General features: G+C 64.7%; 12 protein-coding genes. 7 read left to right on the forward strand and 5 right to left on the reverse strand.

Going from position 1 to position 16,543, the window contains the following annotated elements:
* The first annotated feature begins 49 nt into the window (after positions 1 to 49).
* From rpoB to ASH04_RS04105, 3 genes are all read left to right on the forward strand, one after another.
* Entirely contained in the window at positions 50 to 3,556 is a 3,507-nt protein-coding gene (gene rpoB, locus ASH04_RS04095; RefSeq protein ID WP_032365281.1) for a DNA-directed RNA polymerase subunit beta, read from the forward strand.
* 96 nt (positions 3,557 to 3,652) lie between these two features.
* Positions 3,653 to 7,609: a DNA-directed RNA polymerase subunit beta' gene (locus tag ASH04_RS04100; protein WP_027498213.1), complete on the forward strand. Its 3,957-nt coding sequence runs from the start codon at positions 3,653 to 3,655 to the stop codon at positions 7,607 to 7,609.
* Positions 7,610 to 7,776: 167 nt separating this feature from the next.
* The gene (locus ASH04_RS04105) at positions 7,777 to 8,166 is read left to right on the forward strand and encodes a VOC family protein (RefSeq protein WP_045840689.1); all 390 of its coding nucleotides are present in this window, start codon (positions 7,777 to 7,779) and stop codon (positions 8,164 to 8,166) included.
* A gap of 17 nt (positions 8,167 to 8,183) precedes the next feature.
* On the opposite strand, the gene ASH04_RS04110 is transcribed toward ASH04_RS04105, so the two are convergent.
* Positions 8,184 to 9,569, reverse strand: coding sequence for an MFS transporter (locus tag ASH04_RS04110; protein WP_057472935.1), 1,386 nt, complete (start codon positions 9,567 to 9,569; stop codon positions 8,184 to 8,186).
* 67 nt (positions 9,570 to 9,636) lie between these two features.
* Here ASH04_RS04110 and soxR point away from each other — a divergent pair, with 67 nt between their 5' ends.
* Complete coding sequence (gene soxR / locus ASH04_RS04115) at positions 9,637 to 10,074, forward strand: redox-sensitive transcriptional activator SoxR (protein WP_174557295.1); 438 nt, start codon at positions 9,637 to 9,639, stop codon at positions 10,072 to 10,074.
* 52 nt (positions 10,075 to 10,126) lie between these two features.
* On the opposite strand, the gene ASH04_RS04120 is transcribed toward soxR, so the two are convergent.
* Positions 10,127 to 10,489 carry a nuclear transport factor 2 family protein gene (locus tag ASH04_RS04120; protein WP_057472778.1) on the reverse strand — a complete coding sequence of 121 codons (363 nt, stop codon included), beginning with the start codon at positions 10,487 to 10,489 and terminating at the stop codon, positions 10,127 to 10,129.
* Positions 10,490 to 10,556: 67 nt separating this feature from the next.
* Here ASH04_RS04120 and ASH04_RS04125 point away from each other — a divergent pair, with 67 nt between their 5' ends.
* Positions 10,557 to 11,051 carry a MarR family winged helix-turn-helix transcriptional regulator gene (locus ASH04_RS04125; RefSeq protein WP_057472779.1) on the forward strand — a complete coding sequence of 165 codons (495 nt, stop codon included), beginning with the start codon at positions 10,557 to 10,559 and terminating at the stop codon, positions 11,049 to 11,051.
* 78 nt (positions 11,052 to 11,129) lie between these two features.
* Complete coding sequence (locus ASH04_RS04130) at positions 11,130 to 12,749, forward strand: alkaline phosphatase D family protein (RefSeq protein ID WP_057472936.1); 1,620 nt, start codon at positions 11,130 to 11,132, stop codon at positions 12,747 to 12,749.
* Positions 12,750 to 12,766: 17 nt separating this feature from the next.
* Here the strand turns inward: ASH04_RS04130 and ASH04_RS04135 are convergent, their stop codons facing one another.
* Positions 12,767 to 13,333, reverse strand: a complete 567-nt coding sequence (locus tag ASH04_RS04135; protein ID WP_027498206.1) for a GNAT family N-acetyltransferase — start codon at positions 13,331 to 13,333, stop codon at positions 12,767 to 12,769.
* Positions 13,334 to 13,356: 23 nt separating this feature from the next.
* Positions 13,357 to 14,997, reverse strand: coding sequence for a GMC oxidoreductase (locus tag ASH04_RS04140; RefSeq protein ID WP_057472780.1), 1,641 nt, complete (start codon positions 14,995 to 14,997; stop codon positions 13,357 to 13,359).
* A gap of 136 nt (positions 14,998 to 15,133) precedes the next feature.
* Between ASH04_RS04140 and ASH04_RS04145 the strand changes: the two genes are divergently transcribed.
* Entirely contained in the window at positions 15,134 to 16,084 is a 951-nt protein-coding gene (locus ASH04_RS04145; RefSeq protein WP_057472781.1) for an endonuclease/exonuclease/phosphatase family protein, read from the forward strand.
* Here ASH04_RS04145 and ASH04_RS04150 read toward each other — a convergent pair.
* Positions 16,081 to 16,455, reverse strand: coding sequence for a VOC family protein (locus ASH04_RS04150; protein ID WP_057472782.1), 375 nt, complete (start codon positions 16,453 to 16,455; stop codon positions 16,081 to 16,083). The two genes, ASH04_RS04145 and ASH04_RS04150, sit on opposite strands and share 4 nt — an antisense overlap.
* Between the last annotated feature and the right edge of the window lie 88 nt (positions 16,456 to 16,543).

The following is a 16,543-nucleotide window of genomic DNA, read 5'->3' on the forward strand; positions in this document are numbered from 1 at the left end:
GGCGGTCGCCATGTCGTTTCGGTTGACAGAACGGCGCGACCCGCGTGAGGTGCTGGAAGGACGCATCTTGGCAGTCTCTAGCCAGACCAAGGCAGTTGTCGGAACACCGGGAGCCCCGAGGAGGGTTTCGTTCGCGAACATTCGCGAGCCGTTGGAGGTACCCGGTCTCCTCGATGTACAGACGGACTCGTTCGAGTGGCTGGTAGGTGCGCAGAGTTGGCGCGACCGTGCCGCCGCCCGTGGAGACAGTGGTGTCTCCGGCGGACTCGAGGACATCCTGACCGAGCTCTCTCCGATCGAGGACTTCTCGGGCTCGATGTCGCTCTCCTTCTCCGACCCACGATTCGACGAGGTCAAGGCCTCGACCGATGAGTGCAAGGACAAGGACATGACGTACGCGGCTCCGCTGTTCGTCACCGCCGAGTTCATCAACAACAACACCGGCGAGATCAAGAGCCAGACGGTCTTCATGGGTGATTTCCCGATGATGACCGACAAGGGCACCTTCATCATCAACGGCACCGAGCGCGTCGTCGTCTCGCAGCTGGTGCGTTCTCCGGGCGTCTACTTCGATCACTCGATCGACAAGACCACCGAGAAGGACCTGCACAGCGTCAAGGTCATCCCCGGCCGCGGTGCTTGGCTCGAGTTCGACGTCGACAAGCGCGACACCGTCGGTGTCCGTATCGACCGCAAGCGTCGTCAGCCCGTCACGGTGCTGCTGAAGGCTCTCGGCTGGTCCACCGAGCAGATCACGGAGCGCTTCGGCTTCTCCGAGATCCTCATGGCCACGCTGGAGAAGGACAACACCGCCGGTACCGACGAGGCTCTCCTCGACATCTACCGCAAGCTGCGTCCGGGCGAGCCGCCGACCAAGGAGTCGGCGCAGACCCTGCTGGAGAACCTGTTCTTCAAGGACAAGCGCTACGACCTCGCTCGCGTGGGTCGCTACAAGATCAACAAGAAGCTCGGCCTCAACTCGGGTCAGCCCATCGTGGCGTCGACCCTCACCGAGGAAGACATCGTCGCGACCATCGAGTACCTCGTGCGTCTGCACGCAGGTGAGACCTCGATGACCGCACCCGACGGCGTCGAGGTTCCGGTCGAGGTCGACGACATCGACCACTTCGGCAACCGTCGTCTGCGCACCGTTGGCGAGCTCATCCAGAACCAGATCCGCGTGGGCCTGTCCCGCATGGAGCGCGTCGTGCGCGAACGGATGACGACTCAGGACGTCGAGGCGATCACGCCGCAGACCCTGATCAACATCCGTCCCGTCGTCGCTGCGATCAAGGAGTTCTTCGGAACCTCCCAGCTCTCGCAGTTCATGGACCAGAACAACCCGCTGTCGGGTCTGACGCACAAGCGTCGCCTGTCGGCACTGGGACCCGGCGGTCTCTCTCGTGAGCGCGCCGGCCTCGAGGTCCGCGACGTGCACCCCTCGCACTACGGCCGCATGTGCCCCATCGAGACCCCGGAAGGCCCGAACATCGGCCTGATCGGTTCGCTCTCGGTGTACGCACGCGTCAACCCGTTCGGCTTCATCGAGACCCCGTACCGCAAGGTCGTCGACGGCAAGGTCACCGACGAGGTCGATTACCTGACCGCCGACGAGGAGGATCGCCACACGCTCGCGCAGGCGAACTCCCCGGTCGACGATTCGGGTCACTTCATCGAGGACAAGATTCTCGTTCGTCGTAAGGGTGGAGAGGTCGAGTTCGTCTCGTCCGACGACATCGATTACATGGACGTCTCGCCTCGTCAGATGGTGTCCGTCGCCACCGCGATGATTCCGTTCCTCGAGCACGACGATGCCAACCGTGCCCTGATGGGCGCGAACATGCAGCGTCAGGCTGTCCCGCTGGTCCGCAGCGAGGCTCCGATCGTCGGTACCGGCATGGAGCTGCGTGCCGCTGTCGACGCCGGTGACGTCGTCATCACCGAGAAGACCGGTGTCGTCGAAGAGGTCTCTGCCGACTACGTCACGGTCATGGCCGACGACGGATCGCGCAAGACCTACCGGATGCGCAAGTTCGCGCGTTCCAACCAGGGCACCTGCGCCAACCAGCGTCCGATCGTGGACGAGGGACAGCGCGTCGAGTCCGGCCAGGTCCTCGCCGACGGCCCCTGCACCGAGAACGGTGAGATGGCTCTCGGCAAGAACCTGCTGCTGGCGATCATGCCGTGGGAGGGCCACAACTACGAGGACGCGATCATCCTGTCGCAGCGCCTCGTGGAAGAGGACGTTCTCACCTCGATCCACATCGAGGAGCACGAGATCGATGCTCGCGACACCAAGCTCGGTGCCGAAGAGATCACTCGCGACATCCCGAACGTCTCCGACGAGGTCCTCGCAGACCTCGACGAGCGCGGCATCATCCGGATCGGTGCCGAGGTTCGTGACGGCGACGTGCTGGTCGGAAAGGTCACGCCGAAGGGCGAGACCGAGCTGACCCCCGAAGAGCGCCTGCTGCGCGCCATCTTCGGTGAAAAGGCTCGCGAAGTTCGCGACACCTCGCTCAAGGTTCCGCACGGCGAGAACGGAAAGGTCATCGGCATCCGCGTCTTCTCGCGCGACGACGACGACGATCTGCCTCCCGGCGTCAACGAGCTGGTCCGCGTCTACGTGGCTCAGAAGCGCAAGATCCAGGACGGCGACAAGCTCGCCGGCCGTCACGGCAACAAGGGCGTCATCGGCAAGATCCTCCCGCAGGAGGACATGCCGTTCCTGCCCGACGGCACCCCGATCGACATCATCCTCAACACCCACGGTGTTCCGCGTCGTATGAACATCGGTCAGGTCCTCGAAACCCACCTGGGTTGGATCGGCAAGACCGGTTGGAACGTGCAGATCGCCGCGGACGGCAGCAAGCCCGATTGGGCCGAACGCCTGCCCGAGGAGATGCTGGCGGCTCCGGCCGACAGCAACATCGCCACCCCGGTGTTCGACGGTGCCAAGGAGAATCAGCTCGCCGGCCTGCTGGAGAGCACGATCCCCAACCGCGACGGCGAGCAGATGGTCGGATCCGACGGAAAGGCCACGTTGTTCGACGGCCGCTCCGGCGAGCCGTTCCCGTACCCGGTGTCGGTGGGCTACATGTACATCATCAAGCTGCACCACTTGGTCGACGACAAGATCCACGCTCGTTCGACCGGGCCGTACTCGATGATCACGCAGCAGCCCCTCGGTGGTAAGGCCCAGTTCGGTGGACAGCGCTTCGGTGAGATGGAGTGCTGGGCCATGCAGGCCTACGGTGCCGCGTACACGCTGCAGGAGCTTCTCACCATCAAGTCGGACGACGTTGTCGGCCGCGTGAAGGTGTACGAGGCGATCGTCAAGGGCGAGAACATTCCCGAGCCCGGTATCCCCGAGTCCTTCAAGGTGCTCCTCAAAGAGCTCCAGTCGCTGTGCCTCAACGTGGAGGTGCTGTCCTCGGACGGCGCTGCCATCACGATGGCCGACGGTGACGACGAAGACCTCGAGCGTGCCGCAGCCAACCTGGGAATCAACCTCTCCCGCAACGAAGCTGCCACGGTCGACGACCTCGCTCAGTAGTTCTGTGGTCTGCCGGATCCGCCCAGTGCGGATCCGGCAGGCGTTTCTCTCATTTGCTCTTCCAGCACAACACCCATAACGGGGAAAGGAAGTTACGTGCTCGACGTCAACTTCTTCGATGAACTTCGCATTGGCCTTGCCACTGCGGACGACATCCGTCAGTGGTCCTACGGCGAGGTCAAGAAGCCGGAGACCATCAACTACCGCACGCTCAAGCCCGAGAAGGACGGCCTCTTCTGCGAGAAGATCTTCGGCCCCACTCGGGACTGGGAGTGCTACTGCGGCAAGTACAAGCGCGTCCGCTTCAAGGGCATCATCTGTGAGCGCTGTGGCGTCGAGGTCACTCGCGCCAAGGTTCGTCGTGAGCGCATGGGCCACATCGAACTGGCCGCTCCGGTCACGCACATCTGGTACTTCAAGGGTGTGCCGTCGCGTCTGGGCTACCTGCTCGACCTGGCTCCGAAGGATCTCGAGAAGATCATCTACTTCGCTGCATACGTCATCACCACGGTCGACGACGAGCTCCGTCACAACGAGCTCTCGACGCTCGAGGCCGAGATGGAGGTCGAGAAGAAGGCCGTCGCAGATCAGCGCGACGCCGATCTCGAGGCTCGTGCGCAGAAGCTCGAAGCCGACATCGCCGAGCTCGAAGCCGAGGGTGCCAAGTCCGACGTGCGCCGCAAGGTCAAGGACGGCGGCGAGCGCGAGATGCGTCAGCTCCGTGACCGCGCGCAGCGTGAGCTCGATCGTCTCGAAGAGATCTGGACCACGTTCACCAAGCTCGCTCCCAAGCAGCTCATCGTCGACGAGCTCATCTACCGCGAGCTCATCGACCGGTACGGCGAGTACTTCACCGGTGCCATGGGTGCCGAGTCCATCCAGAAGCTCATGCAGACCTTCGACATCGATGCCGAGGCGGAATCTCTTCGCGAGACCATCCGCAGTGGCAAGGGTCAGAAGAAGCTGCGCGCGCTCAAGCGTCTGAAGGTCGTCGCTGCGTTCCAGGCCGGCCGTAACTCGCCGATGGGCATGGTTCTCGACGCTGTCCCGGTCATCCCGCCGGAGCTTCGTCCGATGGTGCAGCTCGACGGTGGCCGTTTCGCGACGTCCGACCTCAACGACCTGTACCGCCGCGTCATCAACCGCAACAACCGCCTCAAGCGTCTGATCGATCTCGGTGCTCCCGAGATCATCGTCAACAACGAGAAGCGGATGCTGCAGGAGTCGGTCGACGCCCTGTTCGACAACGGCCGTCGTGGACGTCCGGTCACCGGACCGGGTAACCGCCCGCTGAAGTCGCTGTCCGACTTGCTCAAGGGCAAGCAGGGACGATTCCGTCAGAACCTCCTCGGCAAGCGCGTCGACTACTCGGGCCGTTCGGTCATCGTCGTCGGCCCGCAGCTCAAGCTGCACCAGTGTGGTCTGCCGAAGCTGATGGCACTCGAGCTGTTCAAGCCGTTCGTGATGAAGCGTCTGGTGGATCTGAACCACGCGCAGAACATCAAGTCGGCCAAGCGCATGGTCGAGCGTCAGCGTCCGCAGGTGTGGGACGTTCTCGAAGAGGTCATCGCCGAGCACCCCGTGCTGCTGAACCGTGCACCCACCCTGCACCGGTTGGGCATCCAGGCGTTCGAGCCGCAGCTCGTCGAGGGCAAGGCCATCCAGCTGCACCCGCTCGTCTGTGAGGCGTTCAACGCCGACTTCGACGGTGACCAGATGGCTGTCCACCTCCCGCTGTCCGCCGAGGCTCAGGCCGAGGCACGCGTGCTGATGCTGTCGTCGAACAACATCCTCTCGCCGGCATCGGGCCGTCCGCTCGCCATGCCGCGTCTGGACATGGTGACGGGTCTGTACCACCTGACACGTCTCGATGCCGGTGCTGTCGGCGAGCGCGTCGACGCATCGACCGATCAGGCCGAGTTCGGGGCGTACTCCTCCCCGGCCGAGGCTCAGATGGCCGTCGATCGTGGATCGCTGACCGTGCAGTCGCAGATTCGGGTTCGTCTCACCACGCAGCGCCCGCCGCGTGACATCGAGAACGAGCTGTTCCCCGAGGGCTGGAACCGCGGCGATGCATGGACCGCGGAGACCACTCTGGGACGCGTGCTCTTCAACGAGCTGCTTCCGGCGGACTACCCGTTCGTCAACGAGCAGATGCCGAAGAAGCGTCAGTCGACCATCATCAACGATCTCGCCGAGCGTTACCCGATGATCGTCGTCGCGCAGACCGTCGACAAACTCAAGGACGCAGGCTTCTACTGGGCCACGCGTTCGGGTGTCACCATCTCGATCTCCGACGTCCTCGTGCCGCCGGAGAAGCCGCAGATCATGGAGACCTTCGAGGCTCAGGCCGATCAGATCGAGAAGAAGTACCAGCGTGGCGCACTCGACAAGGTCGAGCGCAACTCCGCACTGGTCAAGATCTGGCAGGACGCGACCGAGCAGGTCGGTAAGGCCATGGAGGCCCACTTCCCCGACGACAACCCGATCCCGATGATCGTGAAGTCCGGCGCAGCCGGAAACATGACTCAGGTTCGCTCGCTCGCCGGCATGAAGGGCTTGGTGACGAACCCGAAGGGTGAGTTCATCCCGCGTCCGATCAAGTCTTCCTTCAAGGAAGGCCTGACGGTCCTCGAGTACTTCATCAACACGCACGGTGCTCGTAAGGGTCTGGCCGATACGGCGCTTCGTACCGCCGACTCGGGCTACCTGACGCGTCGTCTGGTCGACGTCTCGCAGGATGTCATCGTTCGGGAAACCGACTGTGGCACCGAGCGCGGCATCGTCACGACGATCGCCGAGAAGACCGCCGACGGCAAGATGATCCGCGACGCTCACGTCGAGACCAGCACGTACGCCCGCACCTTGGCGAACGACGCTGTCGACGAGAACGGCACGGTCATCGTCGCTCGTGGACACGATCTCGGTGACCCGGCCATCGACGCGCTGCTCGCTGCGGGCATCACGTCGGTCAAGGTTCGCTCGGTGCTGACCTGCACCACCGGAACCGGCGTCTGCGCCACCTGCTACGGCCGTTCGATGGCCACCGGCAAGCTGGTCGACATCGGTGAGGCCGTCGGTATCGTTGCCGCACAGTCCATCGGTGAGCCCGGAACCCAGCTGACCATGCGTACCTTCCACCAGGGTGGTGTCGCCGGAGATGACATCACCGGTGGTCTGCCTCGCGTGCAGGAGCTGTTCGAGGCACGTGTGCCGAAGGGCAAGGCTCCGATCGCGGACGTGTCGGGACGCATCCAGCTCGAGGACGGCGATCGTTTCTACAAGATCACCATCGTCCCGGACGACGGCGGCGAAGAGGTTGTCTACGACAAGCTCTCCAAGCGTCAGCGTCTGCGCGTCTTCAAGCACGACGACGGCACCGAGCGCCTTCTGGCGGACGGTGACCACGTCGAGGTCGGCCAGCAGCTCATGGAAGGTGCTGCCGATCCGCACGAGGTCCTGCGCGTGATGGGTCCCCGTCAGGTGCAGATCCACCTCGTCAACGAGGTCCAGGAGGTGTACCGGTCGCAGGGTGTGTCGATTCACGACAAGCACATCGAGACGATCGTGCGCCAGATGCTCCGTCGCGTGACGATCATCGACAGCGGCTCCACCGAATTCCTGCCCGGTTCACTCACCGAGCGCAGCGAATTCGAGTCGAGCAACCGTCGCGTCGTCTCCGAGGGTGGCGAGCCCGCAGCCGGACGTCCGGTCCTGATGGGTATCACCAAGGCGTCGCTGGCCACCGACTCGTGGCTCTCGGCCGCGTCCTTCCAGGAGACCACTCGTGTGCTCACCGATGCGGCTATCAACTGCCGTTCGGACAAGCTCATAGGTCTCAAGGAGAACGTCATCATCGGTAAGCTCATCCCGGCTGGTACCGGCATCAACCGGTACCGGAACATCACGGTGCAGCCGACCGAAGAGGCGCGTGCCGCGGCATACGCGGTGCCGTCGTACGACGATCAGTACTACAGCCCGGACGGCTTCGGCCAGGGAACCGGTGCTGCAGTGCCGCTCGACGACTACGGTTTCTCCAACGAATACCGCTAGAGCGACTCCGTCGCACGTGCACGGAACTTCGTAGCCCACTACGAGTTTCCACTCACGACGACAGGGCGTGACCAACAAAGCCCCGCATCGACTTCGGTCGGTGCGGGGCTTTGTTCTATGTGGAGGGGGCGCGGTGAGTTTCCCGCGGCACTCGGGTCGGTACCGGTATGACCGAGCAAACACCCAGCACCATCGTGAACATCGGCGTGGCCATGTTCACCGTCGCCGATCAGGACGCAGCCCTCGATTTCTACTCCCGCGTTCTCGGGTTCGAGATTCGCGGTGATCTGCGCTTCGGTCCCGAGAGTGAATACCGGTGGTTGGAAGTGGCCCCGCCGGGTTCGACGGCGCGGCTCGCCCTCAACCCGCCGATGGGAGGTACGCCCGGTGGCGGGTCCATCGGTGTCGAGACAGCTGACGTCGCGGCCGAGCACAAGCGGCTCAGCGCTCTCGGCGGCGTCGATCTCGACGACTTCATGGAAGAGGTGGACGGCGTGCCGCCGATGTTCGCCTTGCGAGATCCCGACGGCAATTCGATCTGGGTCGTCCAGACCTGATCCGGGCAGCCGACGACCTACGCGCGCTGCGATCGCGCCGCCGCTGCAACACCGATGAATGCCAGCGCCGCAAAGGTGAACAGCAGCAACTGCGCCGATCGCAGCGTCGACGGTTCTCCGAGGTTCACCAGGACACCCGCCAGAGCTGCTCCGAAGGCGTTGGCGATCAGCTGAACAGTGTTGATGGCGGCCGAGGCTCGTGCGCCTTCGCCCGGTTCGGCGACCGATGTCATGGCACCGACGGCCAAGTGTGGCCACGCGATCCCGATTCCGACGCCCGCGACGAGCAGACCCACTACCCACGTGGTGATCGAACCGGGACCTGCCTGGTCGGTGAGAAACGCTGCCACGATGCACAATCCGGCGGCGACGAGGATCGGGCCGGCGATGACGATGCGTCGCACGACGCGTGGAGCGGTGGCCGACGCGCTCGGTATCTCGCCGAGGGTCCACCCGAGCGCCAGTGCGGCTCCGAGGAATCCGGCGGCCAGCGGTGCCAATCCAGCGAGACGTTGGCCGAACAGTGGGATGAAGGTCTCCACCGTGGACGCGACGGCGAGGACGACGATGGCCAGGTATATCCATTTCAGTGCGGACGCGCCGAAGGTCGACGGGGGGAGCACGCCGTGCGGTGCGCGACGGTCGGCGGCCACGAAGGCGATCAGCAGGAGTACTCCTCCTAGGACCATTGCGGCGGTGATCGCGAGGTTGGAGACCACGCCGGCGATGCTCACCAGCAGGGCAGCTGTGGTGAGCAGGGTCAGCGACAGTGTCGGTACGGGGCTGGGTTCGGTGGCATCAGCGGTGTGGGCGGGCAGTGCTCGCGGGACGAGGGCGGCCATGGCCAGAGCTGCGAGAACGAGCACACCGAAGGCCATTCGCCAGGCTCCGAATTGCGCGAATATGCCGCCGACGGCCGGTCCGGCGAACGTTCCCACACCCCACATGGCCGAGACCAGAGCCGCACCTCGCGTCCAGAGATGTTGCGGCAGTGCGGCATTGATGACTGCGTAGCCGAGTCCGGCCAGTAGGCCACCTCCTGCGCCCTGAATTGTGCGGCCCACCAGTAAGAGTTCCATAGTGGGGCTGACGGCACACACGACGGTGCCGAGAGCGAAGACCGTCAGGCCGATCAGGTAGGCACCGCGAGGTCCGCGGGCGGCCAGAACTTTGCTGACCAACATCGAGGAGATGACGGACGCAACGAGGAAAACCGTTGCAGTCCAAGCGTAGTAGCGTTGGCCGCCGATCTCGTCGATGGCTGTGGGAAGCAGGCTGGTCGTCAGGTAAACGTTCGTGGCGTACAGCGCGACGCCGCCGGCGAGAACGGTTGCGGTGCCGATGTAGCGAGCGCCGAGTAGCTGTCGCCAGGTTCCGGTCGTGGATTCGGTGGGGGAGTGCATGGTGTGGAAGGTTAGGATCTCGAGTGCACTCGAGGTCAAATCGTCGTGTCGGCTGGGAGGCAGCATGATCCGTATCAGTGACGAACTGTTGTCTATCGGGGAGGTCGCGGCCAGAACCGGTGCCGCAGTGTCTGCGGTCCGGTACTACGAGACTCTCGGGCTCGTTCCCGCCGAGCGGACGGCAGGCAACGTCCGAAAGTTTCCCCGTCACGCGATTCGACGGATCTCGCTGATTCAGGTGGCGGTGCGGTTCGGAATACCGCTTGCCGAGGTGGCTGAGGTCTTTGCGTCCCTACCGTCGGGGCGCACCCCGAACAAGCGCGACTGGGCCAAGATTTCGGTTGCATGGAACCAGCGGTTGGAGGATCGGAAGCAGTCGATTGCGCGGATGCAGGAGCAACTCACCGGCTGCATCGGCTGCGGATGTCTCTCCCTGAACAAATGCAGTCTGCTCAATCCAGGCGACGAGCTGGGCAAGGCGGGCCCCGGGGCGCGGCTCATCTGACGCGTACGTCGGCCGTGGCGAGCCCTTCGGGTAGCCGTCTATGTCTGGTCGGTTATGCCTGGTCGATGAACGTGTACAGCTCGGTGATCAGGTTGTCCTTCACGACGACGAAGTCCTGGCCCGAGACTACGGCGGGGGCGTCGGGCGGCGACAGTGCCCAGGAGATTCGGGCAACGTCACCCAGGGCGGTGGGCTCGGTGGTGACGGCGAACGTCAGACCCTCGGACGGACCGACCAGCGCTCGAATCGCCTCGATGACCGACTCTCTCCCGGTGGCGGTGTTCTCGGCGTCGTAGAAGACCGCGTCCGGATGATACATGGACTCGATGAGTTCGCGTCGTTTCGCGTCGTCGTTCGTGTTGAATACTTCGACGACGTTGCGGCGTGCCAGCTCTGCGGGAGTGCTGCGATCCATGGTGTGCCCCTAGGGTTGGTGGTGGGGGTTCGGTGCCCCGGACCCAGCATCGCAGAAAGTACGTGACATGTCACCCAGTAATGCCGAAAGCACTCCGTGGTTGACGCCCACCGAGGAATCGGCGTGGCGCGCCTACATGGGGTTGTCGCTGCAGATGACATTCGAGATGAACCGGCAGCTGACCGAGGATCACGGTCTTTCCCTGGCCGACTATTCGGTGCTGGTCGCACTGGCGGACAGTCCCGACGGTCGTCGCCGGGTGACCGAACTGGCCGCCGAAATCGGCTGGGAGCGCAGCAGGGCCTCCCATCACCTCGCGCGGATGTCCGCACGAGGGCTCACCGATCGCGCTGTCTCGACTACCGACGGACGGGCCACGGATGCAGTCCTCACCGAGGCAGGCAGGGCCGCTCTGGACGCATCGGCGGCGGGTCACGTCGACGTGGTTCGGCGATTGTTCTTCGACGGGCTCGCACCCGAGGACATCGCCACTCTCGAACCGCTTCTCACTCGTCTGCGAGACCACTTGCGAGCCAACGGGACACTGCCGCGGCCGCAGTGACGGAGGCGACACACGAAGTTCACCTGCCCGTCGGATCGATGACGAATGCAGTTGTCGGTCGCACGAGAGTCTCGGACAATGGTGAACCGAGGTAACGACGTCAGGATCGGTCGCGACATTTCTCTGCGGGCCGGGGCCACACGTCGACAGTTTCTGACGTGGAGTGCGTTGGTGGGGGCGCTGGCCTTCACGCCCGAGCTCGCGGGGACATCCGCGACTGCAGGTGCGCAGTCGGTGATCACCCCCGACTATCCCTTCCGTCTCGGTGTTGCCTCCGGCGATCCGTTGCCCGATTCGGTGGTGCTGTGGACCAGACTCGCCACCGATCCGTTCGCCCCGCTGGGCGGCATGACGCCCGGCGTGGTGCCGGTCCAGTGGCAGATCGCTGCCGATGAAAAGTTCGGTCGTATCGCAGCGCAGGGTATCGAGCTGGCAACCGAATTCGACGGTTGGTCCGTTCACGTCGATGTGCGCGGGCTCGAGCCGGCGCGCGAATACTTCTACCGTTTCCTGGTCGGCCCACATGCGAGTCCCGTCGGTCGCACCAAAACTGCACCCGCACTTGGGCAGCCGCTGAGCACCCTCGATTTCGCCTGGGCTTCGTGCCAGAAATGGGAGGACGGCTACTTCGGTGCGTACCAGGACCTGGCGGCCTCGAATCTCGATGTGGTGTTCTTTCTGGGCGACTACATCTACGAGTACGCGATCAAGAACGAGGGTGCGCGGGCGGGCGAGCCGCGCACCGAGTCGGCGGCCCGAGAAACCATGGTGCTGGCCGATTATCGCGATAGGTACGCCCTGTACAAGGCAGACGAGGATCTGGCGGCGGCACATGCGTCGGCACCGTTCGTCTCGACGTTCGACGACCACGAGGTGGACAACAACTGGGCCTCGCAGATCAGCCAGGACAACGACGATCCACGAGAGTTCCTGCTACGCAGGGCCGATGCGTTCAAGGCGTGGTGGGAGAATACTCCGGTGCGCGCGAACCTGCGGCCCGTCGGCCCGGACATGAAGGTCTATCGCCGGTTCTCGTTCGGTGATCTGGTGGACTTCTCGGTGCTCGACACCCGGCAGTACCGCAGCGATCAGGCTCATGGAGACGGTGAGCACGCGCAGGACACCGAGACGGCGGATCCGGCGCGCACCATCACCGGTGCGGCACAGGAACAATGGATCCTCGACGGATTCGCGTCGCCGTCGAGGTGGAACTTCCTGGCGCACCAGACCGTCATGTCCGATCTCGCGCAGGGGCAGGGCAACGACCGCAAGGTCGGCATGGATCCGTGGAGCGGCTACGAAGCGTCCCGGCATCGAATTCTCGACGGAGCCAGGGATCGTGGCACGAAGAACGTGGCGTCGATCGTCGGCGACATCCACCGGACGATCGTCTCGGAGTTGCGACGGGACTACCAGGATCAGGTCTCGCCGTTACAGGGAGTCGAGATCGCCACCACGTCCATCGCGTCGGGCAAGGACGGTGCCGACATCGACAAGACCGGTGCTGCGATCGCCGACGGTTCACCCCACGTCAAGTACGGAAATGCCCGTCGCGGCTACCTGCGCAGCACCCTGACACCCACCGAATGGCGTTCGGATGTAAGGGTTCTCGATGCCGTGTCGACGCCGGGTAAGCCGGTTCGCACGGCCATGACGGTCACCGTTCCCGAGGGGCGGCCGGAGATCCAGCTGGGGTAGCGCCTGGTGCCGCAGGCTCATCCCGTGCCGAATGTTCGGATCATGGACCACACCTCGGGCCCCTCACTCGGTGTGGCGTGGCTCGAAACACGGAACCCGGCCCGCTCGTACAGGCGCACGTTGCGCAGATCCGATGTGTCCAAGGCCAACCCGGAGGCACCACGTTGCTGTGCCTCCTCGACGGCCTTCTCGAGCAGTAGTCCGCCGATCCCGTGCCCTTGCCGATGCGGTTGCACGCCGAGCGTTTCCAGTGTCCATGACCCCGGTGCTGCGTCGCTGGAGGACAGTCGGTCGATCCGATCTCCGTGTAACTCGATGATCCGCGCGATGGATTCGTCACCGGGTGGAGGGGCATCCGCGGGCAGTAGTGCAGCGACCCCGGCGTAGTCGGCGGTGAGCAATACGATTCCGTGTCGATGCGCATGTTGTAGGTACAGCTGCTGGAGTTCCTGCAGCGTGGCCAGGTAGTCCTCGGCCGGGATCACCCATCGCGTCCATGGGTAGTCGGCAAATGCGTCGCGCAGTGTGTCGGCCGCTGTTGTCAGATCGTGGTTTTCGGCGAGTCGGGTGGCGGGATGGTGCATGGGTAAACCTCTGGAAAGACGGCTCAGCGCCCGTCGGCGATGATCTGTGCGACGTTGCGTTCGGCGAGTGCGGTGATGGTCAGTGACGGGTTGGCGGCACCGGTGCTGCCCGGGATCAGGGCACCGTCGACGACGTAGAGCCCGGGGTGGCCCTTGACGCGACCGTAATCGTCGGTGGCGTCGCCGAGTACTGCGCCGCCCAGGGGGTGCGCGGTGAAGGTGTCGTCGACATCGCGGGTGAACGGTTCGGCGGCGACGATGGTGCCGCCGGCCTGCGCCATGCGATTCTGCACGGCGCGTAGGGCTTCGACGGTGTCGCGGCTGCCACCCTTGGGCCAGTTGAGGGTCAATCTGTTTGCGGCGGAATCGAATCCGAAGTTTCCGCGCAACGGGTCGATGGTCATGCCGAGTGAGCCGAGGAAGCCCATGTTCACGGGAACGCCTGGGGTGTACCAGTTCTCGACGGTCAGGGGCAGTCCGGAGTCGTCGACGATGCGGGATGCGCAGGGTGCAGCCTGAGGGCCGGCAGACATCGGTCCGAGGGATCTCGTCATCGAGGCGTCGCCGTTGGTGCCCCAGCCGGTGCCGACGAATTCGTTGAGGTTCGACAATGCGCCGGTGGTGCGTGCGCGCATCAACAGTTCGGTGGTACCGATGGATCCGGCCCCGAGGACGAGGGTGTCGCACGTGAGTGTCCGGGTCTCGACGATGTTGCCGAACGGGTCGAGGCGTTCGATGTCGACGCGGTAGCGGCCGCCGGATTCGCTGCCGATCGCTGCGACGCGGTGGCTGTGGCACACCGTCGCGTTACCGGTGGCTTCGGCTTGGGGGATGTAATTCTGGGTCAGGTCGTGCTTGGCACCGTTGGAGTTACCGAAAGTGCTTTCCCCGACGGTCGCGGACGGCCGGGAGCGGCCGGCGATCTCGTCGCGCACGACGTTCCAGTTCCAGTTGCCGTCGACTGCTTCGGGGCGGAAGCCTGCACGGCGGGCGTGATCGTTCCAGGTTCGTGAGTGAGCGAAGTTGGGGCTGTTGTAGACGTCCTCGGGCATCGCCGACGGCCGGAGCATGGAACGGGCCTTGGGATACCAGGTGGCTGCCATCTCGTCGTAGTTCAGGCGTCCGCCGAACGAGAGGTCGAAGAATTTTTTGTTCGGTGCGATGGTGACGCCGGTGTACACAACGGATCCGCCGCCGACGGCCGCGCCGCGCCAGACCGAGAGGTTCTCGTAGCGGGTGGTGTCGAGGACACCGCCGAAGAGATCGACCGGTCCGACGGGGAGACCGGTGATGTTGGTGAACGAGTTCTGCTGCCACAGTCCGCGGCCGTCGGCCGTCATGTCCGCCGTGAAGATTTCGCGCCAGGGGTCGCGCGGCCAGCGCAGTCCGCGCTCGAGGACGGTCACCGCGGTGCCGGCCTGGGCCATGCGTAGGGCGGCGGCGCTCGCTCCGAAGCCGGAACCGATGACGATGACGGGCGAGTGGTCCGGTGGCCGGGGAGGGTCGGCGAAGAGTTCGGGTACCAGCGACCGGATGCGGTCTGCTCCGATCGGCAGAGCGCCGGCGACGGGGGATCCGGCCAGTCCGGTCGAACTCAGGACCGGGGCTGCAGCGGCACCGAGCATTCCGGCAGCGGCCAACCGCAACAGTTGCCTTCTATTCACGGCAGTACTTCCCCCTCGGACACCTCGCGGACAGCGCTCCCGATTCTGTCGTGTTTGCGACAAGAAAGCCAACGGTCCGGTCGTATTTCGGGACGGCTCCCAGCTCGGCCTCAGGTTTGCCTGCCAGACTCCGCTCATGGTGTCGGCATCGGTGGCTGTATTACTGCTCGTCGTGGCGGTTATCGGGGTCGTCGCGCACCTGGTCGACGGACGTGCGCAGCCGATGGCGGTCGCTGCGGCTTTGGCACATGTCCTCATGCTCGCGGCCGTCCCCGGAACTGTGTTGGCTGGTGTGGCCTTCGGTGGGTGGGGGCTGACGGCAGGATCGGCGGTCTCTGCCGCGGCGGTCGCGACCCAGTTCCGGCTCGGCTACCGCCGCGTCGCCCGGAGGCCGAGCGAGTCGGACCTGACGGTGTTGCACGCCAACATCTGGCTGGGCCAGGCCGATCCGGATGCGTTGATCGCGCTCATCGAACACCATCGGCCGGATGTGCTCACTCTCGTCGAGCTGACGCCCGAGGCAGATGCGAGTCTTCGACCCAGGCTGTCCGAGCTGTTACCGCACGCCCACGTCAGCGCCGGACCCGGAGGCAACGGAACCGGCATCTACAGCCGATTTCCTCTCGCCGACGAGCAGCGGCACGACGGCTTCGTGACCGAACTGCTGTCGGCTCGGGTGCAGATGCCGGGTCGGCCGCTGGTGTTCGCGGTGCATCCTGTTCCGCCGTGGCCGCGGGAGCCGTCCGAATGGGTACGTGAGCTCGGGCTGCTTCGGCAGCTGCTGGCCAAGATCCCCGCCGACGACGGACCCGTCGTGGTGGCCGGGGATTTCAACGCCACGCAGGACCACCGGCGTTACCGCGACCTGCAGGACGGCCGATTCGTCGACGCCGCGGTGGCCACGGGAGCCGGCATGCTCAGGACGTATCCGGCGCACACCTGGCACCCGCCGGTCATTGCCATCGACCATGTTCTGGTGGCAGACATGGGAGTTCGGTCGGTCGAGGCCGTGACCGTCCCCGGCTCCGACCACCGCGGCATCCTGGCGCGATTGGCTTTCTTACCGAACCAGGGCTTTCCGAGCTAGGGCTGGGCCGGCAACTGCTGCAGCGACCACTTGTTGCCGTCGGGGTCCGCGAAGTACACGAATGTTCCCCAGCCCTCGTCCTTCGGCTCCTCGACGGTCAGGCCCAAAGCGGTGAGGTGGTCGTAGGCCTCCTGGGCACTGTCGACGACCATCAGAATGCCTGCGCCGGCACCGGGTTCGGCGTCGGTGATGCCCTCGCCGATGGCGATGGAGCACGCCGATCCCGGGGGAGTGAGTTGGACGTACCGAATGCCTTCCCATGGGCGTGCGTCGTGGTCGGCATCGAACCCGATCGAGGTGTAGAACTCCTTGGCGCGGTCGACGTCGGTGACAGGGACGGTGATGAGTTCGATCGTCATGGTGAGAGTCATGAAGCAATGATGAGCCCCATTGCGGACATATTCGGTCCGCGATGAACTGGTCGTTCCGAGAAATATGCCCGACGCCTCGCCGGTTGCA

The sequence above is a fragment of the Rhodococcus sp. Leaf233 genome, assembly GCF_001426165.1.
In the GTDB taxonomy this organism is placed as follows: domain Bacteria; phylum Actinomycetota; class Actinomycetes; order Mycobacteriales; family Mycobacteriaceae; genus Rhodococcoides; species Rhodococcoides fascians.